The sequence below is a fragment of the Bradyrhizobium sp. SZCCHNRI1029 genome (assembly GCF_032487555.1).
Taxonomy (GTDB): Bacteria; Pseudomonadota; Alphaproteobacteria; order Rhizobiales; family Xanthobacteraceae; genus Bradyrhizobium.
The window spans coordinates 22,919-47,795 of the sequence record NZ_JAUEUK010000005.1; the positions used below are offsets into that span (position 1 = coordinate 22,919).

Here is a 24,877-nt window from a genome sequence, read left to right on the forward strand (position 1 = left end):
GTCGGCGTCATGGCCGGGCAGCAGCGCGAAGCTCATTCTTCGCACCGATGTCCGGCCATTGGCGTCTCGAAGGCGGAACGATCATCCTGGCTGGGTCGATCCCGGCATGACGAAGGAGAGACATCATGCAGGGACTGATGGCAGGCAAGCGCGGCCTGGTCATGGGCATCGCCAACGACCATTCGATCGCCTGGGGCATCGCCAAGACGCTGGCTGCGCATGGCGCGGAGATGGCCTTCACCTATCAGGGCGACGCGCTCGGCAAGCGCGTCCGTCCGCTCGCCGACGAGCTCGGCGTCAAGCACGTGTTGCCTTGCGACGTCGAGGACATCGCCAGCGTCGACGGCGTGTTCACCACATTGCGCGAGGCCTGGGGCGGGCTCGACTTCGTCGTCCATGCGGTCGCCTTCTCCGACAAGAACGAGCTCAAGGGCCGCTACGCCGACACCTCGCGCGAGAATTTTGCGCGCACGATGCTGATCTCCTGCTTCTCCTTCACCGAGATCGCCAAGCGCGCCGCCGAGCTGATGCCGGAGAGCGGCGGCAGCATGATCACCTTGACCTTCGACGGCTCCAACCGCGTGATGCCGAACTACAACGTGATGGGTGTCGCCAAGGCCGCGTTGGAAGCCTCGGTGCGCTATCTCGCCGCCGACTACGGCCGCCGCAGCATCCGTGTCAACGCGATCTCGGCCGGCCCGGTGCGCACGCTGGCGGGCTCGGGCATCGGCGATGCCCGCTTCATGTTCGCCTTCCAGCAGAAGCACTCGCCGCTCGGTCGCGGCGTGACCCTGGAGGAGCTTGGCGGCTCGGCGCTCTATCTGCTGTCGGAGCTGTCCGGCGGCGTCACCGGCGAGATCCACTACGTCGATTCCGGCTACAACGTGATCTCGATGCCGCGCCCCGAGGATCTCAAGGCGGACTGACCTCCCCGCGCATCGGCGGTATCAGGGGAACGCGAGACTCCGTCCCGCGATCGACCCAAATTTTCCCAGTTGAAGGCGATGTTCCTGAACGGCTAATCAGGAAGCATTGGCGCGACTCGTGTTGGTTGTTGCGACGACGCTGCGATGCATCATGACCGGTGCATCGGCCGCGGCCGTCAGCCAGCCGCTCGCGCCGGCAGCAAGACAAGTCGTGGGGGCGATTGATGCTGCGTTCGAAGGCCCGTGTCATCGCTCTCTGCGCGATGACCGGCATTGCGCTTGTGGCAGGGGGCGCCGGGCCGGCGCAGGCGCAATCGAGCGTCTGGGACTCCACGATCTCCAACACCAGCTGGTATGTGCCGACGGCGCAGCTGCTCGCGTACATGTCGCCGAAGACGGGCTTCTCCAATCCGGTCCCGATCGGTGACCAGACGTTGTGGACCTTGGGCACCGCGACCAACGGCGCCTTCACCGGCACCAGCGTCGCGCAGCTCAGGATCGGGCTGGCGCTGCTGACGGACACCTCGACCATCCAGGGCTTCGTCACCACCAGCGGCCAGATCACCATGCTGTTCACGCCGACCGGCGGCGGCACCGTGACGGTCGGACTCGGCTATATGCGCAACGTCAACGGCGTGACCAGCATGGAAATGCAGATGATCACCGGCGACAGCCTGCTGGTGACGCATTGGGCCTACATGCTGCCCTATGATCCCGCGACCTTCACGCCGCCGCCGTCAGCACCGGTGCCGGCCAACTCCGTGCCGCAATGGGCGTGGACCGCCGGCACGCCTTGGCGGATCGTCAGTCCGACGTTGTTCGGCACGCAGGCGCCGGGCCGTTTCGTCATCACCAACTATCAGAACGGCTATTTCTGGGGTGCGGGCGTCGCACCGCCCGGCAGCGCCGCGGCGGGCTTCACGCTGCTCGGCTCGGTGACTCCCGAGGGCAGCCTGCTGTTCAACACCCTCTCGCGCGGCACCCTGACCAGCCTCTATGGCACGGCGAGCGGCAACGCCGCGGGCGCGCAGATGCTGGTGTCGACCTACGACCTTACCGGGAATTTGACTGGAGGACTGGCGACGATGTCGCTGATCCGGCCTTATGCGGATACGCTGCGGTCTGCAGGCGGCCGCGTCGGCTTGGAAGCGGCTGACGTACTGTACCGGCTGTCGATGACGTCGGCCGGCTGGACCGGATCGATGGTCTCGGGCTTTGCCGCGCTTGATAATCTCAGCGGTCCATCTCTCAGCGCCGCCGTGAAGCAGACGTTGCCGGTGTTGACCGGGGCGGCCTCGCAGGCGACCCATGTCAGCCAGCAGGCGTTCCGGCAGACGATGACCAACAGGCTCGACGATGTCGGCAGCATCGGCTGGGCCGCTGGTCGCAATGTCTGGATGCAGCCCCTCGGCAGCACCGCGCAGCAGACGGGGCGCGATGGCGTTCCCGGCTATGACGCCTCCGGCGGCGGTCTGGCGTTCGGCGCCGACGTCGCAGTCTCGTCCCGCGCCATCATTGGCGGCGTTCTCGGTTATTCTCATCACACGATCACCGGAAGCGACGCCGCCGTGCCGAACCGTCTCGGTCTCGCCTCCTATCAGCTCGGGCTCTATGGAGCCTACGCGATCACCCGTGATGTCCTCTTCGACTATCAGCTCGATGGCGGATCGACCGATAACGGCGAAAACAGGTCGCTGAGCTTCATGGGCGCATCCGCCGGCGGCAGCTATCGTTCCTACAGCGGCCATGCCGGCGCAGGCATCAAGACGCGCATTCCGCTGCAGGACCGATTCGCGCTCGTTCCAGCACTGCGCCTGGACTACGGCACGGTTCGCAGCAATTCCTACGGCGAGAACGGTGCCGGCGGTTTCAGCCTCAACGTCGATCCTCAGATCTATCAGGAGCTCGTGACGACGGCGCAGCTGAAAGCGGTCTACGCGCCCACCAGGCAGATTCGTCTGACCAGCGATATCGGCGTCGGCTACAACACGCTGAATCAGCCATTGCAGATCCGCGCGACGTTCTCGGGCGGCGGCGAGAGCTTTGTCACCCATGGCCTCGGCCTGTCGCCATGGATCTATTCGGCGGGCCTTGGTCTTGTGGCCGCCGGCAACGACCGGCTCGACCTCAGCATCCGCTATGGCATCAACGCGACATCGTCCGGTCTCGTCCAGCAGTCGGGCCACGCGGTGCTGAAGATCAGGCTGTGACGCGCCGAGCTCGTCGTTCTATTCGCGCCCGAAATAGGCCGGCAAGCGCTGGTCGAGCCGGAATTTAAGCATCGAACGCGCCATGTCGCGCAGCACATTGTTGTTCGCAGCCTCCGGCGGCGAAGCGGGGAATGCGGAGTTGTCGACGTCCCCGGCGTGAGACGGCGGTCCGACGCCGGACGTCAGCCGTGAGAGCAGCGATCTGGAGCTCGTGGCAGGCTCGCGCGTCTCGAACGTCGCGCCGTCATAGAGCTGGATATCGATCATGGTGAAGACGTGGCTGATCCGGCCGAATCCCTCGCCCCGGTTGATGACACCGACGCCGGTAACCTCGTCGTTTGTCGAGGGTTCGCTGTCGGTCCGGCGGGTGATCACGAGGTAGCGAGCGCACCCTGCCGTGCCGGCCACCTTCCTGACGATGGGCGTGAGCTTCCCGTTCTCGGCCTTGACCGGTGGCGACTGATAGAACGGATCGAATGCGCCCTTGGGGACGCTGATGCGGCGGATCCCGCTATCACCCGCGGCTGCCTTCACACGCGCGTAGACGATGTCGTCGAAACCCCAGGACACCGGCACTTCGGCGTACTCGTTGCCCAGGCGGGTCATGCCGTTCTTCTGCACCGTGAAGGCATCGCCGAGCGCGGCGATCACCCCGACCTCGCACGGTCCGCCCTCGCGAAGGGCCGTCGTCGGCTTGGCTGCCTTGGCAGCGGTGCCCGCGGTCTTTGGCGCTGTTTTGGCATTCAGCGGCGCCGGCGCCGATTGCGCCAGGGCATTGGTGCACGACCAGATCACGGCCATGAACAGCGGCGCCAGTCGGCGAGAGATTGTCACTGGGAGAGCTCGTCGCATAAGGGAGGGGATTGGGCCAATGAAGCTCGTTCGAACCGTGTGAACGCGGGCGACGGCATCATTCGATCTTCAGATAGCTCGGCAGGTCGCGATCGAGCTTCGCCGCGACCAGGGTGCGCAGCCGCTCGCGCAGGACCGTGCTGGAGGCCGCAGCTGCGAGAGGCTCGGGGAAGTCGGCATTGTCGAGCTTGTTGAGAGGGTCTTCGGTGAGCCTCATGGTTTCGGCAAGCCTGGCGCCGGTGTCGGCCGAGAACGAGCTGATCTTCTCGTAGGACTGGCCGTCGATGAGCGTGATGTTGACGTTCGCAAACAGATGCGAGTGCCTGAGGATCGATCCGACCCCCTGATTGTAGGCGCCGATGCCTCTGAGCCTCAGGGTCGTGTTGGGAATGGTCGTCTCGAACCTGGTGACGACGAGGTAGCGTGTGCAGTTGGCATTCGTGGTGACGTTGCGCACGATGGATGTCAGGCTCTCCTTCGGATCGGGCAGGAAGCGCGACGTCGGATGGTAGTAGGGCTCGAACGCGCCTTTCGGATAGCCGATCCTGTGCACGGTCGGGGCGCCGCCGGTGGCCGCGCGCACGCGCGCCATGGCGAGGTCGTCCAGTCCCCATCCCGGCAACGTGACTTCGTCCTCTTCGATTTCGAACACGGTGAGGCCGAACTTGCTGACGGCGAGCTGGTCGCCGAGTGCGGAAATGACGCCAAGACGGCACGGACCGCTTTCGATGGCGCCTGGTTTCGCCATTGCCTTTGTCTTGCCGGAGGGTTTCTTGGCCGCGGGGGCGGCCTTGGGCGCCGTTGCTGACGGAGCCTGGGCCCAAGCCCCGGTTGCGAAGGCAGCGGCGAGGACGGCGAGCGCAAGACGACGGATCGGCAGGAGCGGCACGGACATGGGGACGGTTCGAGAATGCAAGGTCGTCGGGAACTCGAACTTAGTTCGCCTGCGAAGGCGCACGCAACGGTTTCCGGTCGCCACGCGCAAGATTTGCGCTTGCACGCTCTGCGATCAGGAGGCCGCCGCCTGACCGTCACGCTTCCAGCGATAATATTTCATGATCCGGCCGTGCAGCGGGTCAGCTTCCTCCTTTTCCAGCACGAAGCCCTCGCGCTCGTACCAGCGCCACGCCTTGTCGTTGCCCTTCGCGCAGCGCAGCCACACTTCGTCGGGGAGCAGCTCGCGGGTGAAGGCGAGCAGCCGGCGGCCGAGCGAGCGGCCCTGATGGGACGGGGCGATCATCAGCTGGTCGAGATAGAGCGTGGGGACGTTGATCGCGAGCATCGCCGCGAGGCCGCCGCAGTCGTCGGCGACATACAGGCTCCAACCGCCAGCGACTTCGCGCGGCACGCGCTCCCTGAGGACCGCGAGCAGCCTCTCGCTCTGCGTTTCCAGGCCCGTCGAACACCAGCTCTCCATCCAGAGCCTGGCGACGGCGTCGTATTCGTCCGGGCGGGCAGGGCGGATGATAGGATGGTGCATGTGGGGTGACCTTAAGCGGGGTGACGGCCTCTGCATCCGCAGCCGTGACCCGGGACGCGCGAGGGTGCGCGACCAATAGGACAACAAAAAAGGGCGGCTCGAAAGCCGCCCTTTGTGTTTCACTGGAATGGTGCCGCGGCTTTACTCGCCGGCGGCTTCGCGCGCCTCGGCGGGCGCGTCCTTCTGCTTGGCCTCGAGATCCTCGCCGGTGGTCTGGTCGACCGCCTTCATCGACAGCCGGGTCTTGCCGCGGTCGTCGAAGCCGAGCAGCTTGACCTTGACCTTGTCGCCTTCCTTGACGACGTCGGTGGTCTTCTGCACGCGCTTGTCGGCGAGCTGCGAGATGTGCACGAGGCCGTCGCGGGTGCCGAAGAAGTTCACAAAGGCGCCGAACTCCATCACCTTGACGACGGTGCCGTCATAGATCTGGCCGACCTCCGGATCGGAGGCGATCGACTTGATCCACTTGATGGCGGCCTTCATGGCCTCGCCGTCGTTGGAGGCGACCTTCACGGTGCCGTCGTCCTCGATGTTGACCTTGGCGCCGGTCTTCTCGACGATCTCGCGGATCACCTTGCCGCCGGTGCCGATCACTTCGCGGATCTTGTCGGTCGGGATCTTGAAGGTCTCGATGCGCGGCGCGTATTCGCCGAGCTCGGCGCGCGCGGCGGTCAGCGCCTTGGACATCTCACCCAGGATGTGGATGCGGCCTTCGCGGGCCTGGCCCAGCGCAACCCGCATGATCTCCTCGGTGATCCCCTCGATCTTGATGTCCATCTGCAGCGAGGTGATGCCGCTCTCGGTGCCTGCGACCTTGAAGTCCATGTCGCCGAGATGGTCCTCGTCGCCGAGAATGTCGGACAGCACGGCGAAGCGGCTGCCTTCCAGGATCAGACCCATCGCGATGCCCGCGGTCGGCCGCTTCAGCGGCACGCCTGCATCCATCAGCGCCAGCGAGGAGCCGCAGACGGTGGCCATCGACGACGAACCGTTGGACTCGGTCACCTCCGACACCACGCGCGTGGTGTAGGGGAACTCGTGATGCGGCGGCAGCACCGGGTGGATGGCGCGCCAGGCGAGCTTGCCGTGGCCGATCTCACGGCGCTTGGTGCCGCCGAGACGGCCGGTCTCACCGACGGAGTAGGGCGGGAAGTTGTAGTGCAGCAGGAACGTCTCTTTGTACGTTCCCGACAGCGCGTCGATGTACTGCTCGTCCTCGCCGGTGCCGAGCGTGGTCACGACCAGCGCCTGGGTCTCGCCGCGGGTGAACAGCGCCGAACCGTGGGCGCGGGGCAGCACGCCGACCTCGCAGACGATGTTGCGCACGGTCTTGGCGTCACGGCCGTCGATACGCTTGCCGGTGTCCAGGATGTTCCAGCGGACGATCTTGGCCTCGAGCTCCTTGAACACGGCGGCGATACGGAGCTTGTCGTATTTCGGCTCCTGCCCCTCGGGGAAGAAGTAGGCCATCACCTTTTCCTTGACGGCGCCGACGGCGGCATAGCGCTGCTGCTTGATCGGAATCGCGTAGGCGTTGCGCAGGTCCTGCTCGGCGATCCCAAGCATCTCCTTCTCGATCGCGCCGTTGTCGATGATCGCGACGTCGCGCGGCTCCTTGGCGGCCTTCTCGGCGAGCTCGATGATCGCGTTGATCACCGGCTGGAAGTGACGGTGACCGAACATCACCGCACCGAGCATGATGTCCTCGTTGAGCTCCTTGGCCTCCGATTCCACCATCAGCACGGCGTCCGAGGTGCCGGCGACGACCAGGTCGAGCTGGGTGTCGGCCATCTCGTCGAGGGTCGGATTGAGGATGTATTCGTCATTGGCGAAGCCGACGCGGGCCGCGCCGATCGGGCCCTTGAACGGAACGCCCGACAAGGTCAGGGCGGCCGACGCGCCGACCAGCGCCACGATGTCCGGATCGTTCTCCATGTCGTGCGACAGCACGGTCACGATCACCTGGGTCTCGTTGCGCCAGGCATCGACGAACAGCGGGCGGATCGGGCGGTCGATCAGGCGGGAGACCAGCGTCTCCTTCTCGGTCGGACGGCCCTCGCGCTTGAAATAGCCGCCGGGAATGCGGCCCGCGGCGTAGGTCTTTTCCTGATAGTCGACGGTCAGGGGCAGGAAGTCGACGCCCTCGCGCGGCGCCTTGGCGGCGACGACGGTCGCGAGCACGACGGTCTCGCCATAGGTGGCGACGACGGCGCCGTCAGCCTGGCGGGCGATCTTGCCGGTTTCCAGCCTGAGCGGACGCCCACCCCAGTCGATCTCGACGGAATGCTTGGTAAACATGGGTATCTTCTTTCATGAGATGATCGAAGGCGGACTCCCCGGAAACAAAAAAACCATGCGCAAGATTGCAGGGCGCTGGAAAACGATCAGCGCCCTGCGATCCTGCCATGGTTTTCTTATTTCGGATGGCGTCCATCCTTCTCGTAAATAACGGGCACCTTGCCCGTTACGCCCAGCGGCCGGATTGCTGCTGAGGCGTACTGCATGGTCCGGGCAGGATCAGGCGAAGAGCGTATCTGCCTCTTTCCAGACCCAGCCGGACCGCACGATCCCGGACTCGCGAACGCCGCGATCGAAGCGGCGTCCTCGGCATCATGCCATCAACGCGCGCAATACCGCGCGCGCCCATTCCAACGCGAAGCTCAACGACGGATGTTGTGCTTCTCGAGCAGCGCCTTGTAGCGCGCCTCGTCGTTCTTCTTCAGATAGTCCAGCAGCGAACGGCGGGTCGACACCAGCTTCAGGAGGCCGCGGCGGGAGTGGTTGTCCTTGCCGTGGGTCTTGAAATGGCTGGTCAGGTTGTTGATGCGTTCCGACAGGATCGCAACCTGCACCTCGGGAGAACCGGTATCACCGGCCTTGGTGGCGTTCGCCTTGATGATTTCCGCCTTGCGCTCTGCGGTCACCGACATCGTCAGTCTCTTTCGTTGCGACCGGAGCTGGCAGTCAGTCCGGTCAGGTTGAACACGCGCTTGGGGATGAGTTCGCCATTGCCAATTTCGGCAAGCGCCAGAAGGCGGCCTGCGACCGTGACATAGACTGTGCCGCTACTATTGGGCGCATCCCGTCCGCGCAACAAAACGGCCTGGCCCCTGTGGAGCCTTGCCGCATCAGCCCGAGTGACGGCCAGTGCCGGGATGTCGTCCAGCGCGGTCTCAACGGGCAGGAGTGCGTCGGCGAGGCTTCCCTCACCGGACGCGGCTCTATTGCACAAAGCCTCCAACTGTTCCAGCGGAATCATGTCGTTCTCGGTAAACGGACCCACCAGGGTCCGCCGGAGCGCGCTGATATGGCCGTAACAGCCGAGGAGGCGGCCCATGTCGCGGGCCAGCGCCCGGACATAGGTTCCCTTGCCGCATTCCGCCTCGAATACCGAATGGTCGGGGTCGGGCTGGTCGACGAGGGTCAGTTCATGGATCTCGACCGGGCGCGGCTGGAGCTCGACGACCTCGCCGTCGCGGGCGAGATCATAGGCGCGCTCGCCCTGGATCTTGATCGCGGAATAGCGCGGCGGCGTCTGCTCGATCCGGCCGGTAAATTGCGGCAGCAGCGCCCGGATCGCCGCGGCATCCGGCCGGCCGTCGCTGGTCTCGACGACCCGTCCTTCGGTGTCGTCGGTATCGCGCTCCTCGCCCCAGGTCACGGTGAAGCGGTAGCGCTTGCGGCCGTCCATCACGAAGGGAACCGTCTTGGTGGCTTCGCCCAGCGCGATCGGCAGGCCGCCGGAGGCGAGCGGATCGAGCGTGCCGGCATGGCCGGCGCGCTTGGCCTGGAACAGGCGCTTCACCACCGCCACGGCCTGGGTCGAGGTCATGCCGATCGGCTTGTCGAGCACGACCCAGCCATGGACGTCGCGACGATCGCGGCGCGGCTGGTTGCCCTGACCGTTCCCTTGGCGCGGCTTGTTGCGCGGATCGTTGTTGTCGCGCGGCGGGCGTCCGTCGGCAGAATGGATCGTCTTGGCCGCGGTCGGTTCGGCGCTCGGCGCGTCGACAGTGCCGGTTTCGGGGGGAATGGTCATCAGCTCTCTTCCGAATCCGAATTGAGGTCTCTCTGCACCGCGGGTGTTCGCAGTAATTTCTCGATCCGTTCCGCTTCGTCGAATCGCTCGTCGACGCGGAAGCGGATGTCAGGTGCAAATTTCAGGTTAACGCGCCGCGCGATGTCGCCGCGCAGGAACTTCTTGTTGCGCTCCAGCGCCGTGAGCACCACGTCCGTATCCTGTCCGCCGAGCGGCATGATGTAGATCGTGGCGAGCTTCAGATCGGGCGACATGCGGACTTCGGGCACCGTAATGATGTGTCCCTCCAGGTCCGGGTCGTGCACGTCACCGTGGCTGAGAATGTCGGCGACAGCGTGACGCACGGTCTCGGCCACGCGCAACTGACGCTGCGAGCCGCCGGAAGCGGCGCTTCCCCTCTGGTGATGGCGAGGCATTTTTCAAAAATCCAATGGATCGTCGCCCGGCGTGAGCACGGGCGAGAGGATCATTCTGATTGAGTTCAACGACGCTTCGTTAAGTTCAAGAGGCGCGGCGATTCCGCAGGTGCACGGAATCGCTGCTCGCTCGAATTGCAGCGCTCTGTAGGATTCGGACTTACAGCGAGCGCTGGATGGTCTCCACGCGATAACACTCGATGACGTCGCCGACACGCATGTCGCCGTAGCTCTCGAAGGCCATGCCGCATTCCTGGCCGGCCTGCACTTCCTTCACTTCGTCCTTGAAGCGCTTCAGGGTCGACAGCTTGCCCTCGTGAACCACGACGTTGTCGCGGATCAGGCGGACATTGGCGCCGCGTTCGACAGTGCCGTCGGTGACGCGGCAGCCGGCGACCTTGCCGACCTTGGAGATGTTGAACACCTCCAGGATCTGCGCATTGCCGAGCATGGTTTCCCGAAGCGTGGGGGCCAGGAGGCCGCTCATCGCCTTCTTCACGTCATCCACGAGGTCGTAGATGATGTTGTAGTAGCGGATCTCGATGCCGTTGCGCTTGGCGAGTGCGGCCGCTTCCTTGTTGGCTCGCACCGAGAAGCCGATGATCGCGGCGTTGAAGCCTTCGGCCAGCGTGACGTCGGACTCGCTGATGCCGCCGACGCCGGCATGCAGGATGCGGGCGGCGACCTCCTCGGTGCCGAGCTTCTCCAGCGAGCCGAGAATGGCTTCCAGCGAGCCCTGCACGTCGGCCTTGATGATCAGCGGGAATTCCTTGCGGCCCACAGTCTTCAATTGCGACATCATCTGTTCGAGCGAACCGCGCATGCCGGAGATCGAGGCTGCCGCGTTCTCGCGCTTCTGATGCGCGCGGTAGCTGGTGACCTGGCGGGCACGGGCTTCGTTCTCGACGACGGCGAGGCGATCGCCAGCTTCCGGCGGACCGTTGAAGCCGAGCACCTCGACCGGCACCGACGGGCCTGCCTCCTGCAGCGTCTCGCCCTGGTCCGAGATCAGCGCGCGGACGCGGCCCATCTCGGCGCCGGCGACGATGATATCGCCGACCCGCAAGGTGCCGCGCTGAACCAGCACGGTGGCGACCGGGCCGCGGCCGCGATCGAGCTTGGCTTCGATCACGGTGCCTTCGGCCGGGCGATCCGAATTGGTCTTGAGGTCGAGGATGTCGGCCTGCAACGCGATCATCTCGAGCAGACGATCGAGATTGGTCTTGTTCTTGGCGGACACCTCGACGTCGACGACCTCGCCGCCCAGCGATTCGACCTGCACCTCGTGCTGGAGCAGCTCGGTGCGGACGCGCTCGGGACGGGCGTCGGGCTTGTCGATCTTGTTGATCGCCACGATCATCGGCACCTTCGCCGCCTTGGCGTGATTGATCGCCTCGATCGTCTGCGGCATGACGCCGTCATCGGCCGCGACCACCAGCACGACGATGTCGGTGACCTTGGCTCCGCGGGCGCGCATCGCGGTGAACGCGGCGTGGCCGGGCGTGTCGATGAAGGTGATCTTCTTGCCGGAATCCGGCGCGGTCACCTGATAGGCGCCGATGTGCTGGGTGATGCCGCCGGCTTCACCCGAGACCACATTGGCGTGGCGCAGCGCGTCGAGCAGCGAGGTCTTGCCGTGGTCGACGTGGCCCATGACGGTGACGACCGGCGAGCGCGGCTCGGTGTCGGTCGAATCGTCGACGACGTCGAACAGGCCCTCCTCCACGTCCGAGGCGGCGACGCGCTTGACGGTGTGGCCGAGTTCTTCCGCGATCAGCTGCGCGGTGTCGGCATCGATCACGTCGGTGATCTTGTGCATCGCGCCCTGGCGCATCAGCAGACGGATCACGTCGACCGCGCGCTCCGACATGCGGTTCGCCAGCTCCTGGATGGTGATGGCTTCCGGAATCGTCACCTCGCGGACGAGCTTCTCCTTCTGCTCGTTGGCGGCATGGCCCTTCAGGCGCTGCGTGCGGCGGCGGAACGACGCGATCGAGCGCTCGCGCACATCGTCGGCCGTGAGCGCCGTGACCACCGTCAGGCGGCCGCGCTGCTTCTGCGGGCCCGGCTTGTGCGTGGTCTTCGGCGGCGGCGCGGGACGTGCGGCTCCGCCGGGACCCCTGCGGATCTGGCGCGGACCCTCATCCTCGTCCGGACCGGCGGCAACCGCCGCCGGCGCGCGGCCGAGCGGACCGCCGGCGGCAGGACGGGCGCCGGCCGGGCGTGCGCCCGCCGGCTGAGCGCCACCGGGCCGCGAGCTCGGACCACCAATCTGCTGCGGCCGGCTGCCCGGTGCGCCGACGGGCCTGCCGGGGGCGGGCGTCGAGCGGGCCGGTGCGGCTGCGGCGGGCTGGGGCGCGGATGTCGCCGGACGGGGCGCCTCGCCTTCACCGAACCGCTTCTTGGCTTCGAGCTCGGCCTTGCGCTTGGCTTCCTCTTCGTGACGGTGCCGCTCTTCCTCGGCCTTGCGGCGCGCCTCGGCAGCCTCGCGCTCGGCGCGTTCGGCGGCTTCGCGCTCGGCGCGGCGGCGGGCTTCCTCTTCGGCCTGGCGGCGTTCCTCGATGTCGCGCACGCGGGCATCAGCCAGCGCGCTGGCGCGCGCCGAGCGCTCGTCCTCGGTCAGGGTGCGGAGCACGACGCCGGACCCGCCGCGCTGCGACGAGCCGGATGGGCGCGGTCCGGATGAGCGCGGCGTTGGCGGGGGCGGCGGCGCCTTGGCGACGGTCGGCTCCGGTGCATGCGGAGCATCGGGCCCCCCATCGCCGACGCGGCGCTTGCCGCGCTTCTCGACCACCACCTGCTTGCTCCGGCCATGTGGGAAGCTCTGGCGTACCGTGCCGGTCTCGACGCGCGGCTTCAGCGTCAAGGTCTTGCTCGGGACACTCAGTTTCTTGTCGCCCGGAGTGTTGTTGTCGGCCATTCAGTCGTCCTAATCTCGTTACCAGCGTGCGGGCTACCGCACCGTCTCATTCGTGCAATCGTCGCGATGTCTTCGTAGCTATGGCTTCAAAGTGCTATGTCTTCGAAGTCGAAGCAGATTTCGTGGCCGCGGTTCCGGCAATCTTGTCAGCGTCGGCCGACCGGTATCGGACCAGTGTCTGGCTGCGCGACAGGAATGTCCTGCTCGCCGGGCCTGCGAGCACGGCAGCATGTATCACATTTGAGCGCCCAAGTGCCAAATCCAATTCTGCCGAAGTGAGACAGCAGATGATCGGAATTGTCGGGGCTTGGTCCTGACCCCCGTCGTTCGGCCGCACCAGCGCGTCGAGCTTGCGGATCCCGTCGGCTGCGCCGTCCGCGGCATGGACGAGGGCTGCCAATGTCGACCGTGATGGCCGCTGCGACAGCGCCGCTTCCACCTTGGAGAAACCGGAGACGACCTGACCGGCCTTGGCGGCAATCCCCAGCGCTTCGATCGCGCTGCGGGCCAGCAAGGCTTCCAGGTCTTCGGCAAGGGTTGGCGGGACGCGGACGTTGGTCTTGAAGCCCCGGCTGAAATGGTGACGCCGCACCGCCTCCGCAACCGCCTGGCGCGAGGCGGTGATCCACAAGCCCCGTCCGGGCAGCTTGCGCTTGATGTCGGGCACGACCTCGCCCGACGGGCCGACGACGAAGCGGATCAGCTCGCCGATCGGCCGCACTTCGCGGCTGACCGCGCACATGCGCATGGTCGCGGACTTCTCGGTCCGCGGTCCATTGTCGAGCTCGGGGTCGGCCAAAGCGAGCATGCGGTGATGCGGCTCCTCATCTCACGCGAGCTGGGTCAGGGTGGGGGTCATCGTGGTGTCCATGGGGCGAGCCAAGCGGGTCAGGCGGGCTGTCCTTCGGTCGTTTCGTCCTCATTCTCGGGTTCGGCTTCGGCCTTGGCGAGGTCAGCCTCACTGACCCAGCCGGCCTTGACGCGGGCCTGCATGACCATGGCCTCGGCATCGTCGCGGGAGATATCGAGACCGTCGAGAATGCCGGGGAATTTGGTGGCTTCGCCACCCTCCTTGCGCTCGGTCCAGCCGACCAGATCGTCGGTCGCGCAGCCCGCGAGGTCCTCGACCGTCTTGATGTCGTTCTCGCCGAACTTGACCAGCATCTTGGTGGTGACGCCGGGCACGTCCTTCACCGCGTCCTCGACGCCGAGCTCCTTGCGCCTGGCCTCTAGCTCGGCTTCCTGCTGCTCGAGGAATTCGCGGGCGCGGGTCTGCAGCTCGGTCGCGGTCTCCTCGTCGAAGCCCTCGATGCCGGCGAGATCCTTGAGGTCGACCAAGGCGAGCTCCTCGACCGAGGTGAAGCCTTCGGACGCCAGCAGCTGGCCGACGACCTCGTCGACGTTCAGCGATTCCATGAACACGCGGGTGGAATTCTCGAAGTCGGCCTGGCGGCGCTCGGATTCCTCCTGCTCGGTCAGGATGTCGATGTCCCAGCCGGTCAGCTGCGAGGCGAGGCGGACGTTCTGGCCGCGGCGGCCGATCGCCAGCGAGAGCTGGTTGTTGGTGTCGGGCACCACGACCTCGATGCGCTCGCGGTCCTCGTCGATGACGACCTTGGCGACCTCGGCCGGCGCCAGCGCGTTGACCACGAAGGTCGCGATGTCGGGCGACCACGGAATGATGTCGATCTTCTCGCCCTGCAGCTCGTTCACCACCGCCTGCACGCGCGAGCCGCGCATGCCGACGCAGGCGCCGACGGGGTCGACCGAGGAGTCGCGGGAGACAACGCCGATCTTGGCGCGCGAGCCGGGGTCGCGAGCGACCGCCTTGATCTCGACGATGCCGTCATAAATCTCCGGCACCTCCTGCGCGAACAGCTTGGCCATGAACTGCGGATGGGTGCGCGACAGGAAGATCTGCGGGCCGCGGGTCTCGCGGCGGACGTCGAAGACGTAGGCGCGGACGCGGTCGCCGTTGCGGAACACCTCGCGCGGCAGCATCTCGTCGCGGCGGATGATCGCCTCGCCGCGCCCGAGGTCGAGGATCACGCTGCCATATTCGACGCGCTTGACGACGCCATTGACGATATCGCCGATGCGGTCCTTGAACTCCTGGTACTGCCGGTCGCGCTCGGCCTCGCGCACCTTCTGCACGATGACCTGCTTGGCCGACTGCGCGGCGATGCGGCCATATTCCAGCGGTGGCAGGGTGTCGGCGATGGTGTCGCCGATCTGCGCGCCCGGGTTGGCGCGGCGCGCATCATCCAGCGAGATCTGGTTGGAGGGGTTCTCGACCTTCTCGACCACCAGCATGTGGCGCGACAGCCGCAGCTCACCCTTCTTCGGATCGATCTCGGCATGAACGTCGGTCTCGCTGCCGTAGCGGGCGCGGGCGGCCTTGGCGATCGCGTCTTCCATCGCGGCGATCACGATGCCGCGGTCGATCGACTTCTCGCGCGCGACGGCGTCGGCGATCTGCAGCAGTTCCAACCGGTTGGCGCTGACGGCCATGGCTCAAATCTCCTCTAATCAGGATCGATCTCGCCTCTGCGCGCGCGATCGGCGGCGAGGCGATGTTTCTTGGTATTGGTCGGCAGCGGCTTCTTGGCCGGCTTGTCGTCTTTTGCTTTCGGCTTCGGCTTGGGCTTCGCCTGGGCCGCCGGCTTGGCGTGCGGCGCCAGCGGTGGGACGATTCCAAGCTCGCGCTTCTTCTCGCGCTCGGCCGCCTTGCCGCGGCGCATGGATTCGGCGATCAGCTCGTCGGTCAGCACCATCTTGGCGTCGCCGATGTCGGCCATCGGCAGCACGACATCCGGCTCCTGGTCCTTGGCCACGTCATCGCGGGTGATGCGCACGCCGTCGCCTTCGACGCCGGCGATGATGCCGCGGAAGCGTTTGCGGTTCTGATGTGCCACCGCCATCTCGATCTTGACGAGATGACCGATGTGACGTTCGAAATCGGAGCGGCGGACCAGCGGCCGGTCGATGCCCGGCGAGGAGATCTCGAGCCGATAGGCACGGTCGATCGGATCGGCGATGTCCAGCACCGGCGACAGCGCCCGCGACACCGCCTCGCAATCCTCGATCTGCATCGTGCCGTCGGGACGCTCGGCCATCACCTGGACCGTGCAACCACCTTCGCCCGAAATGCGGATCCGCACCAGGCGGTACCCCATTCCCTGCAGCACCGGGTCGGCCACCGCCGCCACGCGCGCCGCGACGCCCGGCTCGACGACGAGGCGGGGCTCGGTCAGGAGGTCGGTGTCAGCGGTTGCGAACGTAGGTTCCGTCATCGAGGCGTCGATCGCGTGTCTTGCTTGGTTGGGCCGTCGGGCCTGTTCGATCGCGCTCACCGGACCGATCCCGCCCGTGGCGGAGCGATCCAGGTAACAAAAAAGAGCGGGTCCGGAAGGGCCCACCCTCACTACGCGATCGTATATGAGATGATGTTTGATGGCGCTCATATAGCCGCTTTGCCGCCTGACGGCAAGGGTCGTGTCGCCTCAAACGGCGCCTGGAACTGGGAATTTGCTCCGCGCCCGGACTGCGGATCGGATCGTTTTCCCTGACCGGGAACGGCCGAATGCCGCAGGGTCTAACCCTTCATTCACCAAGATCGCTTAAAAATGAGCTGAGTTCGTGCTTTTCGCCCCCGTCGTCGTGCCGCACGGAGTGGAGCGCACGGAAACGTGGCGTGTTGCGTATCGAGTAGACGTCCATGACCCCGGCAACCGCGCTGATCCCCGGCCTCGGCGGGATCGTCAGGCAGGGCAATGCTGAACGCGGCCTCGAGGCCACGCGCCGCATCGCCGACCTGTTCTTCGAGGATGCGACGAAGCTGCGTCCCGAGCATATCAATCTGTTCGACGGTCTCCTGATCGATCTGGTCCCGTTCGCGGATCTGCCGACGCGGATCGATCTGGCGGAGCGGTTGTCGCGGCTCCTCAAGGCGCCCCGTGCCGTCGTCAGCCGGCTGGCGCGCGACGACGAGGTTGCGGTGGCGGGTCCGCTGTTGCGCCGTTCGCTCGTGCTCGACGATCCCGTGCTCATCGCTATTGCGCGCGACAAGAGCCAGGGTCATTTGCTCGCGATGGCAGAGCGGACGCGCCTATCGGCCGATACGACCGATGTGCTGGTGCGCCGAGGTGATCGCGACGTGGTGCGGCGGACCGCTGCCAATGACGGCGCAGCATTTTCCCCGCGCGGCTATGCCGCGCTGATCCACCGCGCGAGTTCAGACGGCGTGCTGACGCTCACGGTCGGCCGGCGCGCAGATGTTTCCGACGATCATCTGAAACAACTGCTGGCCGGCTCGCTCGATGTCATCAGGCGGCGGCTGTTCGATGTCGTGCCGCCGGACAAGCAGGCGAGGATCAGGCAGGCTCTCGCCGAACTCGCCGATGCGGAGCGTACAGCGCATAGCACGCGCGATTTCGTGCCGGCGCAGCGGACCATCCTGTCGCTGTATGAAGCCGGTGCCTTGGACCAGTCGGCGTTGTTCGGCTTCGCATCCGAGCACAAATACGAGGAGGTCATCGCGGCGCTCGCCGCAATGACGGGATTGAAGATCGCGACGCTCGACCGGCTGGTATCGGGCGATCGTCACGATCCGCTGCTGATCCTGGGGCGCATGATCGGGCTCGATTGGCGCACCGTGCACGCACTGATCCTGCTGCGCCTCGGACCGAAACGCGTGCCGGCGCCGCGCGATATCGATGCGATCAGGGTCAACTACGCGCGCCTGCTGCCATCGACCGCCGAACGCGTCGTCGCGTTCTGGAAGACACGACACTGAGTGACCTCGCCGGCGCAGCGGTCAGCGCCGGCTGAAGATCAGATAGTTGGCGACGCGGCCTTCGCGCGTGGCCTTCCGCCCGTAGCGCGTCATGGTGTAGCCCAGCCAGGGCAGACGCCAGTCGTCGGCGCGCTCGGCCGTCCAGGCGAACTCCGGCGAACGCAGCAGATGCCACAGCGTCCAGGCGCAATAGTCGGCGATGTCGCTGACGAAGCGGAACTCGCCGCCGGGCTTCAGGACGCGCGCCATCGCTGCGATCGTCGCATCCTGCACGAAACGCCGCTTCCAGTGCCGCCGCTTCGGCCAGGGATCGGGATGGATCAGGTCGATGCGCTGCAGCGACTGCGGCGGCAGCCAGGCCAACAGCTCGGCGGCGTCGCCCGCCACCAGCCTGATATTGCCGATGTTGTCGGCCTCGATGGCCGACAGGATCTTGGCCATGCCGTTGACATAGGGCTCGCAGCCGATGAAGCCGGTGGTCGGACACGCCTTCGCTTCGGCGGCAAGATGCTCGCCGCCGCCAAACCCGATCTCCAGCCGCAGCGCGTCGACCGGCGGATGGTACAGCGTGGGCAGCACGGCTTCCGCGGGCGCGGCGAGATCGAGCGCGAGGTGCGGCAGCAGGTTGTCGACGAGGCCGGCCTGATGCGCCCGCAGCTTGTGGCCCTTGCGCCGGCCGAAGAACGAGCCCTGACCGTGCAGGGCCTCGGTGCCGGTGTGATCGTCGTCGACGGGCATGTTGATCGCGGGGCTCATCGCAGGGTTTGATAGAGACGGTAGAGCAGCCTTGTCCGCGGCTCGATCGAGGAGATGTACATCTGCTCGTAATGCGTATGCGCGCCCTTGCCATCGACGCCGAGCCCATCGAGCGTCGCCGTGAACGGTGCGGTGAAATTGCCGTCGGATCCGCCTCCGGTATAGGTGTCGACCAGCTCGAAGCCGATCTCGTCGGCCAGGGATTTCGCATGCTCGAACAGGGCGGCGCCGGCGTTGCCCTTGACGTAAGGCGGCCGGTTCACCTCGCCGCTCACTTCGACCGTGACGCCATCGCTGCGCGAGGTCAGCCCCAGGATCTTGGGCAGGATCTCCTCGGCGTCGGCAGGCGTCGGCAGCCGTGCATCGACCTCGGCATAAGCTTCCTCAGCGATCACGTTGGGACGGGTGCCGCCGCGCACGACGCCGACATTCACGGTGATGCCGCGGGCGGGGTCGTTGAGCGCTTCGAGCGCATGGATGACGTTGGCGAGTTCGCGGATCGCACTGCGTCCATCCTGTGGACGCGCGCCGGCGTGCGCGGGCACGCCGCGGATTGCCACGTCGAACCGCGCCACGCCCTTGCGTCCGGTCACGATCTTGCCGCCGTCGCGCGCCGGCTCGGTGACGAGGACGTATTTGGCCTTGCGGCCTTCCTCCTCGATCAGCGCGCGCGAGGTCGGGCTGCCGATCTCTTCATCCGAGACGAACAAATGAGTAATGCCGAGCGGCGATTTTTGACCCTCTGCGCAGAGCTGACGAAAGGCGTGAAAGGCGAGATAGGCGCCGCCCTTCATGTCGTAGATCCCCGGACCGTACGCAACGTCGCCGTCGACTGCGAACGGCAGCCGCGCGATGAACCCGATCGGATGCACCGTGTCGAGATGGCTCAGGACCAGGATGCCCGGCTCGTCCTGTCCCCACGACGACCGTGCGACGAGGTGGTCGCCGCAGCCGTCGCGTCCGGCGATCCGTTCGATCGTGACATCGAGCCCGCGATAGCCGTCCGCGACAAGGGAAGCCAGCTTGTTGACCTGATCAGGCGCCTCGGTCGGGGTCTCGATCTCGACCCATTGGCGGATGCCTTCGAGAATTGTGCGACTATCGAACGGGCTGCTGTCGGCGGTCATGAGCTTTGTAAATCGTTCTCGATGGTTACGAAGTGGTAGCAGGCGGTGGACGCGCTGGCGCGTCGCTGGGCGGGTTGGCGGCTGGGACGCCGGAGTTCCAGGCCACATGTGCATAAAAAGATTTAGAGCGCGATAGCCTTTCCCGAAGGGGAGCCATCGCGCTCTATTGGTCGTGATCCAACCTGTCTATCGGCTCATTCGTCCGGCGGAACGCAGCGTGCCCAGCGCGTCGTCCGCAAACGTGCCCCGCTGATGGCCCCCCGAGGGCGCTGACATTCCTATGAGAGTGATCACGATAGGAATGTCAGCGCCGGCGCATCAGCTAGCCTTCTTCCGGAGCTTCGCGATCAGCGATCTGCTCGACCAGGTCGACGATGCTGCGACGAAGCTTCGAATCGTGGATCCGCGTGAATGCGCGGGTCAACGCCAGTCCTTCGGAGGTTGCCAGGAAATCAGACACATAGGCGGGCGAAGCGCCTTCGCCGAAAGCTTCACCGTTGGTCCCGCCACTCGGGACCCCTTCGAACAGGAAGGAGACCGGGACCTGCAGAACCTCCGAGATCTGCTGAATCCGGCTGGCGCCGACTCGATTGGTGCCTTTTTCGTACTTCTGTATCTGCTGGAACGTGAGTCCGAGAGCCTCACCGAGTTTTTCCTGGCTCATGCCCAACATGATACGGCGCATCCGCACCCGGCTGCCGACATGCTTGTCAACAGGGTTGGGCGCTTTCGTCGACATCTCTCAACTCCTTAGAATGGGCCTCGGAACGAGGCGGTCGCAGTATGCCTCAGGCGCTCACACCGTCAATTTATGTTCGCATGTCGTACTAACGAAGACGGCCGAGCAACGAACTGGACGGCTCATGCTGCCGCGCGAGAATGCGAATTGCAGCAGCTATCTGTCAACACTTGGGGTTTTGCTTGTCAAAAAAAATCTTACGGACCCGGAAAGAATCGAGATCTTGCTGTCGTCAGGGAAGCTTTTGAGCAACACGTCTGCGAACGACGGTGCTCAGGGCGATCACTAACAGGATCGCAACCGGAATGTCGCCGAGCCTTGCATAGGCTGTCGGCTGCAACGCAACAGGCAGCGCGGAATCCAGCACGCCCTCTGCGCCGAGAGGCAATTGCTTAACGATACGGCCGACGGGATCGATCACTGCGGAGATGCCGGTGTTCGCAGATCGAACTAATGGAAGTCCTTGCTCGATCGCGCGCCACTGCGCTTGCTGCAGATGCTGATGAGGCCCAGTCGAAATGCCGAACCAGCCATCGTTCGTCAAGTTGACGATCCAGCCCGGTCGTTCTTCGGTCGGCACGCTGTCACTCGGAAAGATCGCCTCGTAGCAGATCAAGGGAAGAACACGCGGAGCGTGTGGCACGTCCAGGTTGCGTCGCGCCGTGCCGGGGATGAAGCCGCCCTGCACCCGCGTGAGTTGCTCGAGCCCGATCCGCTCCAGCAGATTCTGGAACGGCAGGAACTCGCCGAACGGGACCAGATGGAGCTTGTCGTAGACCGACAGCACGGTGCCGTCGTGATCGATCACGTAGATCGAATTGTAGGCCCGGGTGATGGGGGTGTTGCGAGGCGCGTCAGGGGCGCGGACCGAACCGGTGATCAGCACCGTGCCCGGCGACAGCAGGTCGGCGATCTGGCCCATCGCGTCCGCCTCGCGGGTCAGGAAGAACGGGAACGCCGATTCCGGCCAGATCAGGACGTTGGTGTCCCGGACACCGGTGGCGTTCGGGCCGGAGGCGCGGTCCGACAGCGCCAGATAGCGGCGCATGACATCGGCCTTGGCGCCATAGTTGAACTTCACGTCCTGCTGCAGGTTCGGCTGCATGATCCGCAGCTTGAGGTCGGCGACGAAGGCTGTCGGATGCAGGCCGAGCCGGATGGCGCCGAACACGCCCATCATCACGAGCAGGGCGGCGGCCGCGGCCGGCGCCCGCCAGCGCTCACGCCATGTCTTGCCGTCGATCAGCACCGCGGGGCTGGCAAAGATCGCGATCGCCAGGAACGTCATGCCCCAGATCCCGATCAGCGAGGCCGTCTGCGCCAGCGCGAGCGGCTGCGACAGGGCATAGCCGAACGTGTCCCAGGGGAAGCCGGTGAGCGCGTGGCCGCGCAGCCATTCGCTCGCGGTCAGGCAGACGGCGAGCGCCAGGATGCGGGTTGCATCACGCGTCCAGATCAACCGGGCCAAGGCGAAGCCTAGGGCCGGAAACAGCGCGAGATAGGCCGGCAGGCCCAGCACGGCGAACGGCATCAGCCAGGCGAAGGTGTCGGCATCGACCAGGAACGCGTTGCCGATCCAGTAAAGGCCGGGCACGAAATAGCCCATGCCGAAGCAGAAGCCGGTGAAGGCGGCAGCCGGGATGCCGCGCCGCCGTCCCGCCGCGGCGCCATCGATCAGCCAGACCAGAACAGGGAAGGTGATCGCAAGCACCGGCCAGGCGTTGAACGGGGCCATCGCGAGCGAGGAGAGCGCGCCGGCGGCGAGCGCGATCGCCGCACGCTTCCAGCCCCAGGCCAGGACAACGCCAATGGCGAGGCCGCGAATCGTCGATGGGCGGATCACTGTGAGCTGGCTCCATCGCCCCGTGGCGGGCTGCTATCGTCGTGGACCGGCGCAGGGCCGGCCTCTGTCGGCGGCGGCTCGGCCGGGACGTCCGTGTCCGCCGGGGTCACTTCCGGCGCAACGTCTCGACGCCGGCTTTCGCGCTGCGGGCGGGGCGTCGGGCGTTCCTTGCGCGGCGCGATGCGCAGGCGCTTGACCCGGCGCGGATCGGCATCGAGCACCTCGACCTCGAAATTGCCGGGGCCGGAGATCAGCTCGCCGCGCACCGGCAGCCGGCCGACATGGTTGACGAGATAGCCGCCGAGCGTCTCCACCCCTTCGCCCGCCTCTCCCGTCACGAACTCCTCGCCGATCACCCGGCGTACGTCGTCGAGGCTGGCGCGGGCGTCCGCGATGAAGGCGTTGTCGGCCTGCCGCACGATCGCCGGCGGCTCGTCGCTGTCGTGCTCGTCGTCGATCTCGCCGACGATCTGCTCGACGATGTCCTCGATGGAGACCAGCCCGTCGGTGCCGCCATATTCGTCGACGACCAGCGCCAGATGGATGCGCGAGGCCTGCATTTGCGCCAGCAGGTCGATCGCGCGCATCGACGGCGGCACGTAGAGCAGCTTGCGGATGATGTTGGCCTCGAACAGCGGCATCGACAGATCGACGGCCTTGAGATCGAGGCCGGCGGGCAGCGGCTTCTTGCGCCGCGCCTTCACCTCGTCGGAGACCCGGGCCTGCGCCGTGGTGAAGGCAAGCAGGTCGCGGATGTGCACCATGCCTTCGGGGTCGTCGAGCGTGTCGTTGTAGACGACGAGGCGCGAATGCGATGCGCTCTCGAACAGGCTCATCAGTTCGCCGAGCGTGATGTCGCGCCGGACGGCGACGATATCTGCACGATGCACCATCACGTCGGCGATGCGCCGCTCGTGCAAATCGAGGATGTTGCGCAGGAGCGTGCGCTCGACCGCGGAGAAGCCGATGTCATCGGGCGTCGAGGCATCGAGCACGACCTGCAGGTCGTCGCGAACCGAGCCGCCGCCTTTCCAGCCGAACAGGTTGCGCAGCGCGCGAATCAGCCAGTTCTCGCCCGGCGAGCGGCCGAGCTCGGCCGGCGGCACCACGGCCGGCAGATTGCGCGTCTGGCGCGGATTGTCATGGATGGGCTCGGAATCGGCCATGGTCAGGTCATCCGTTCCCGATCGGCATAGGGATCGGGGATGCCGAGATGGGCCAGGATCTCGGTCTCCAGCGCCTCCATCTCCTCGGCCTCGTCATCGGTCTCGTGATCGTAGCCGATCAGATGCAGGAAGCCGTGCACGGCGAGATGGCTGAGATGATGCTCGAACGGCTTCTGTTCGTCGTCGGCCTCGCGCCGCATCGTCTCATAGGCGATGGCGATGTCGCCGAGCATGCGCGGGGCATCATCCTCGCCGCGCGGTCCGGTCGGCTGCAGCGCCGGAAACGACAGCACGTTGGTGGGCTTGTCGATGCCGCGCCAATTGCTGTTCAGGGTGCGGATGCCCTGGTCGTCCGTCAACATGACGGCGATCTCGGCGTCGCCGACATCGGCATCGACCATCTCGGCCGCGGCGAGAATGGCACGTTGTATGACGTCCTCGGCGTCAGGCTGGTCCTGCCAGCAATCGGCTGCGACGATCACCTCGGTCGTTGGAATGGGACTTTGTGGCATCCTGGTCGATATCTGTGCGGATGGCGCTGGAACGACGCGACCATCGGCGTGCTTGCTCTCGCGTCAGCGGGCTTTCGGCCCCTCATAGGCGGCGACGATGCGCGCCACCAATTCGTGGCGGATGACATCCTCGCCGGTGAACCGGACCTGTGCGATCCCCTCGACACCGTCGAGCAGGCGCGCGGCTTCGGCGAGTCCGGAGGTCTGGCCGTTCGGCAGATCGACCTGCGAGGGATCGCCGGTGATGATCATGCGGCTGTTCTCGCCGAGACGCGTGAGGAACATCTTCATCTGCATCGATGTGGTGTTCTGCGCCTCGTCGAGGATGATCGCGGCGTTGGTCAAGGTGCGCCCGCGCATGAAGGCGAGCGGCGCGATCTCGATCTCGCCGGCCTGCAGCGCGCGCTCGACGATGCGCGCGTCCATCAGATCGTACAGCGCGTCGTAGATCGGGCGCAGATAGGGATCGACCTTCTCGCGGAGGTCACCAGGCAGGAAGCCGAGCCGCTCGCCGGCTTCGACCGCCGGGCGTGAGAGGATGATGCGGTCGACTTCCTTCCGCTCGAAGAGCTGCGCGGCATGCGCGACCGCAAGCCAGGTCTTGCCGGTGCCGGCCGGGCCGATGCCGAACACGAGCTCGTGCCGCTTCAGCGCGCGGATGTAGGAATCCTGCGCGGCGGTGCGGGCGCGCACCGGGCGCTTGCGCAGGTTGATGCTCTCGAACGCGTTCTTGGCGTTCTTGGCGTCGAACTCGAACAGCGAGCCCTGCGCCACCACGGCGCGGATCGCGCCCTCGACGTCGCCCTGCGCCAGATCGTGGCCCTTCACGGCCTGCGCATAAAGCGATTCGAGCACGCGCCGCGCGGCATCGCAGCCGTCGCGTGTTCCGCCGATGGTGATGTGGTTGCCGCGGGAATCGACGACGACGCCGAGCCGTCGTTCGACCAGGGCCAGATTCTGGCCGTAAGGCCCAACCAGGGCGGAGGCGGCACGGTTGTCGTCGAAATCGATGACGACCTGGGTCTCGGGGGGCATGGACATGTCGCGGTCGTACTTGCGGCTGGGAGCGAGGGAAGACGGATCCGATGCGCTCTTG

Annotated in this window: 22 protein-coding genes; 4 read left to right on the forward strand and 18 right to left on the reverse strand. The window is 66.0% G+C overall.

What is annotated here, in order from left to right; genetic code table 11:
* Positions 1 to 125: 125 nt before the first annotated feature.
* Complete coding sequence (gene fabI / locus QW861_RS15210) at positions 126 to 926, forward strand: enoyl-ACP reductase FabI (protein WP_315751773.1); 801 nt, start codon at positions 126 to 128, stop codon at positions 924 to 926.
* A 224-nt stretch (positions 927 to 1,150) separates the two neighbouring features.
* On the forward strand, positions 1,151 to 3,136 hold the full coding sequence (locus QW861_RS15215) for an autotransporter outer membrane beta-barrel domain-containing protein (protein WP_315751774.1): 1,986 nt from the start codon (positions 1,151 to 1,153) through the stop codon (positions 3,134 to 3,136).
* 18 nt (positions 3,137 to 3,154) lie between these two features.
* Here the strand turns inward: QW861_RS15215 and QW861_RS15220 are convergent, their stop codons facing one another.
* The 4 genes from QW861_RS15220 to pnp form a co-directional block, all read right to left on the reverse strand.
* Positions 3,155 to 3,937: a hypothetical protein gene (locus QW861_RS15220; RefSeq protein WP_315751775.1), complete on the reverse strand. Its 783-nt coding sequence runs from the start codon at positions 3,935 to 3,937 to the stop codon at positions 3,155 to 3,157.
* 109 nt (positions 3,938 to 4,046) lie between these two features.
* The gene (locus QW861_RS15225; protein ID WP_316193233.1) at positions 4,047 to 4,883 is read right to left on the reverse strand and encodes a hypothetical protein; all 837 of its coding nucleotides are present in this window, start codon (positions 4,881 to 4,883) and stop codon (positions 4,047 to 4,049) included.
* Between the two features lie 114 nt (positions 4,884 to 4,997).
* Positions 4,998 to 5,468, reverse strand: a complete 471-nt coding sequence (locus tag QW861_RS15230; protein WP_315751777.1) for a GNAT family N-acetyltransferase — start codon at positions 5,466 to 5,468, stop codon at positions 4,998 to 5,000.
* Positions 5,469 to 5,609: 141 nt separating this feature from the next.
* Positions 5,610 to 7,766, reverse strand: coding sequence for a polyribonucleotide nucleotidyltransferase (gene pnp / locus QW861_RS15235; protein ID WP_315716921.1), 2,157 nt, complete (start codon positions 7,764 to 7,766; stop codon positions 5,610 to 5,612).
* Between pnp and QW861_RS15240 the strand changes: the two genes are divergently transcribed.
* A complete protein-coding gene (locus tag QW861_RS15240; protein WP_315751778.1) occupies positions 7,765 to 7,917 on the forward strand; it encodes a hypothetical protein in 153 nt (50 codons plus the stop codon). The two genes, pnp and QW861_RS15240, sit on opposite strands and share 2 nt — an antisense overlap.
* Before the next feature lie 211 nt (positions 7,918 to 8,128).
* On the opposite strand, the gene rpsO is transcribed toward QW861_RS15240, so the two are convergent.
* The 7 genes from rpsO to rimP all read right to left on the reverse strand — a co-directional run bounded on the left by rpsO (position 8,129) and on the right by rimP (position 16,136).
* Positions 8,129 to 8,398, reverse strand: coding sequence for a 30S ribosomal protein S15 (gene rpsO, locus QW861_RS15245; protein ID WP_009025947.1), 270 nt, complete (start codon positions 8,396 to 8,398; stop codon positions 8,129 to 8,131).
* A 2-nt stretch (positions 8,399 to 8,400) separates the two neighbouring features.
* Positions 8,401 to 9,507, reverse strand: coding sequence for a tRNA pseudouridine(55) synthase TruB (truB, locus tag QW861_RS15250; RefSeq protein ID WP_315751779.1), 1,107 nt, complete (start codon positions 9,505 to 9,507; stop codon positions 8,401 to 8,403).
* A complete protein-coding gene (rbfA, locus tag QW861_RS15255; protein WP_315716923.1) occupies positions 9,507 to 9,923 on the reverse strand; it encodes a 30S ribosome-binding factor RbfA in 417 nt (138 codons plus the stop codon). Before rbfA ends, truB begins: the two co-directional genes overlap by 1 nt.
* A 160-nt stretch (positions 9,924 to 10,083) precedes the next feature.
* Entirely contained in the window at positions 10,084 to 12,843 is a 2,760-nt protein-coding gene (gene infB, locus QW861_RS15260; RefSeq protein ID WP_315751780.1) for a translation initiation factor IF-2, read from the reverse strand.
* Positions 12,844 to 12,937: 94 nt separating this feature from the next.
* A complete protein-coding gene (locus QW861_RS15265) occupies positions 12,938 to 13,651 on the reverse strand; it encodes an RNA-binding protein (protein WP_315751781.1) in 714 nt (237 codons plus the stop codon).
* 80 nt (positions 13,652 to 13,731) lie between these two features.
* Entirely contained in the window at positions 13,732 to 15,354 is a 1,623-nt protein-coding gene (gene nusA / locus QW861_RS15270; RefSeq protein ID WP_315716926.1) for a transcription termination factor NusA, read from the reverse strand.
* Positions 15,355 to 15,368: 14 nt separating this feature from the next.
* On the reverse strand, positions 15,369 to 16,136 hold the full coding sequence (rimP, locus tag QW861_RS15275) for a ribosome maturation factor RimP (protein WP_315716927.1): 768 nt from the start codon (positions 16,134 to 16,136) through the stop codon (positions 15,369 to 15,371).
* Between the two features lie 425 nt (positions 16,137 to 16,561).
* On the opposite strand from rimP, the gene QW861_RS15280 reads away from it, so the two are divergent.
* Entirely contained in the window at positions 16,562 to 17,638 is a 1,077-nt protein-coding gene (locus QW861_RS15280; RefSeq protein WP_316193234.1) for a DUF2336 domain-containing protein, read from the forward strand.
* A 21-nt stretch (positions 17,639 to 17,659) separates the two neighbouring features.
* Here the strand turns inward: QW861_RS15280 and QW861_RS15285 are convergent, their stop codons facing one another.
* The 7 genes from QW861_RS15285 to QW861_RS15315 all read right to left on the reverse strand — a co-directional run bounded on the left by QW861_RS15285 (position 17,660) and on the right by QW861_RS15315 (position 24,822).
* Positions 17,660 to 18,394 (reverse strand): tRNA (guanine(46)-N(7))-methyltransferase TrmB, encoded by a 735-nt coding sequence (locus tag QW861_RS15285; protein WP_316193235.1) that lies wholly within the window; start codon positions 18,392 to 18,394, stop codon positions 17,660 to 17,662.
* Entirely contained in the window at positions 18,391 to 19,521 is a 1,131-nt protein-coding gene (locus QW861_RS15290) for a M20 family metallopeptidase (RefSeq protein ID WP_316193236.1), read from the reverse strand. Before QW861_RS15290 ends, QW861_RS15285 begins: the two co-directional genes overlap by 4 nt.
* A gap of 322 nt (positions 19,522 to 19,843) precedes the next feature.
* Positions 19,844 to 20,260 carry a helix-turn-helix domain-containing protein gene (locus QW861_RS15295; RefSeq protein WP_006615449.1) on the reverse strand — a complete coding sequence of 139 codons (417 nt, stop codon included), beginning with the start codon at positions 20,258 to 20,260 and terminating at the stop codon, positions 19,844 to 19,846.
* Between the two features lie 232 nt (positions 20,261 to 20,492).
* On the reverse strand, positions 20,493 to 22,103 hold the full coding sequence (lnt, locus tag QW861_RS15300) for an apolipoprotein N-acyltransferase (RefSeq protein WP_315751784.1): 1,611 nt from the start codon (positions 22,101 to 22,103) through the stop codon (positions 20,493 to 20,495).
* Positions 22,100 to 23,269: a hemolysin family protein gene (locus QW861_RS15305; RefSeq protein ID WP_315751785.1), complete on the reverse strand. Its 1,170-nt coding sequence runs from the start codon at positions 23,267 to 23,269 to the stop codon at positions 22,100 to 22,102. The genes lnt and QW861_RS15305 overlap by 4 nt, the downstream gene beginning before the upstream one ends.
* Positions 23,270 to 23,271: 2 nt before the next feature.
* The gene (ybeY, locus tag QW861_RS15310) at positions 23,272 to 23,781 is read right to left on the reverse strand and encodes an rRNA maturation RNase YbeY (RefSeq protein ID WP_315751786.1); all 510 of its coding nucleotides are present in this window, start codon (positions 23,779 to 23,781) and stop codon (positions 23,272 to 23,274) included.
* A 63-nt stretch (positions 23,782 to 23,844) separates the two neighbouring features.
* A complete protein-coding gene (locus QW861_RS15315) occupies positions 23,845 to 24,822 on the reverse strand; it encodes a PhoH family protein (protein WP_315716934.1) in 978 nt (325 codons plus the stop codon).
* Positions 24,823 to 24,877: the final 55 nt, after the last annotated feature.

Excerpts from the sequence above, each read along its gene's own strand:
- QW861_RS15285 (WP_316193235.1), bottom strand. The coding sequence starts at position 18,394 with ATGAGCCCCGCGATCAACATGCCCGTCGACGACGATCACACCGGCACC.
- QW861_RS15225 (WP_316193233.1), bottom strand. The coding sequence starts at position 4,883 with ATGTCCGTGCCGCTCCTGCCGATCCGTCGTCTTGCGCTCGCCGTCCTC.
- QW861_RS15220 (WP_315751775.1), bottom strand. The coding sequence starts at position 3,937 with ATGGCCGTGATCTGGTCGTGCACCAATGCCCTGGCGCAATCGGCGCCG.
- QW861_RS15230 (WP_315751777.1), bottom strand. The coding sequence starts at position 5,468 with ATGCACCATCCTATCATCCGCCCTGCCCGCCCGGACGAATACGACGCC.
- QW861_RS15290 (WP_316193236.1), bottom strand. The coding sequence starts at position 19,521 with ATGACCGCCGACAGCAGCCCGTTCGATAGTCGCACAATTCTCGAAGGC.
- rpsO (WP_009025947.1), bottom strand. The coding sequence starts at position 8,398 with ATGTCGGTGACCGCAGAGCGCAAGGCGGAAATCATCAAGGCGAACGCC.
- rimP (WP_315716927.1), bottom strand. The coding sequence starts at position 16,136 with ATGACGGAACCTACGTTCGCAACCGCTGACACCGACCTCCTGACCGAG.
- rbfA (WP_315716923.1), bottom strand. The coding sequence starts at position 9,923 with ATGCCTCGCCATCACCAGAGGGGAAGCGCCGCTTCCGGCGGCTCGCAG.
- ybeY (WP_315751786.1), bottom strand. The coding sequence starts at position 23,781 with ATGCCACAAAGTCCCATTCCAACGACCGAGGTGATCGTCGCAGCCGAT.
- QW861_RS15215 (WP_315751774.1), top strand. The coding sequence starts at position 1,151 with ATGCTGCGTTCGAAGGCCCGTGTCATCGCTCTCTGCGCGATGACCGGC.
- QW861_RS15295 (WP_006615449.1), bottom strand. The coding sequence starts at position 20,260 with ATGTCGACGAAAGCGCCCAACCCTGTTGACAAGCATGTCGGCAGCCGG.
- pnp (WP_315716921.1), bottom strand. The coding sequence starts at position 7,766 with ATGTTTACCAAGCATTCCGTCGAGATCGACTGGGGTGGGCGTCCGCTC.
- QW861_RS15305 (WP_315751785.1), bottom strand. The coding sequence starts at position 23,269 with ATGGCCGATTCCGAGCCCATCCATGACAATCCGCGCCAGACGCGCAAT.
- nusA (WP_315716926.1), bottom strand. The coding sequence starts at position 15,354 with ATGGCCGTCAGCGCCAACCGGTTGGAACTGCTGCAGATCGCCGACGCC.
- QW861_RS15240 (WP_315751778.1), top strand. The coding sequence starts at position 7,765 with ATGGGTATCTTCTTTCATGAGATGATCGAAGGCGGACTCCCCGGAAAC.
- QW861_RS15280 (WP_316193234.1), top strand. The coding sequence starts at position 16,562 with ATGACCCCGGCAACCGCGCTGATCCCCGGCCTCGGCGGGATCGTCAGG.
- fabI (WP_315751773.1), top strand. The coding sequence starts at position 126 with ATGCAGGGACTGATGGCAGGCAAGCGCGGCCTGGTCATGGGCATCGCC.
- QW861_RS15265 (WP_315751781.1), bottom strand. The coding sequence starts at position 13,651 with ATGCTCGCTTTGGCCGACCCCGAGCTCGACAATGGACCGCGGACCGAG.
- infB (WP_315751780.1), bottom strand. The coding sequence starts at position 12,843 with ATGGCCGACAACAACACTCCGGGCGACAAGAAACTGAGTGTCCCGAGC.
- truB (WP_315751779.1), bottom strand. The coding sequence starts at position 9,507 with ATGACCATTCCCCCCGAAACCGGCACTGTCGACGCGCCGAGCGCCGAA.
- QW861_RS15315 (WP_315716934.1), bottom strand. The coding sequence starts at position 24,822 with ATGTCCATGCCCCCCGAGACCCAGGTCGTCATCGATTTCGACGACAAC.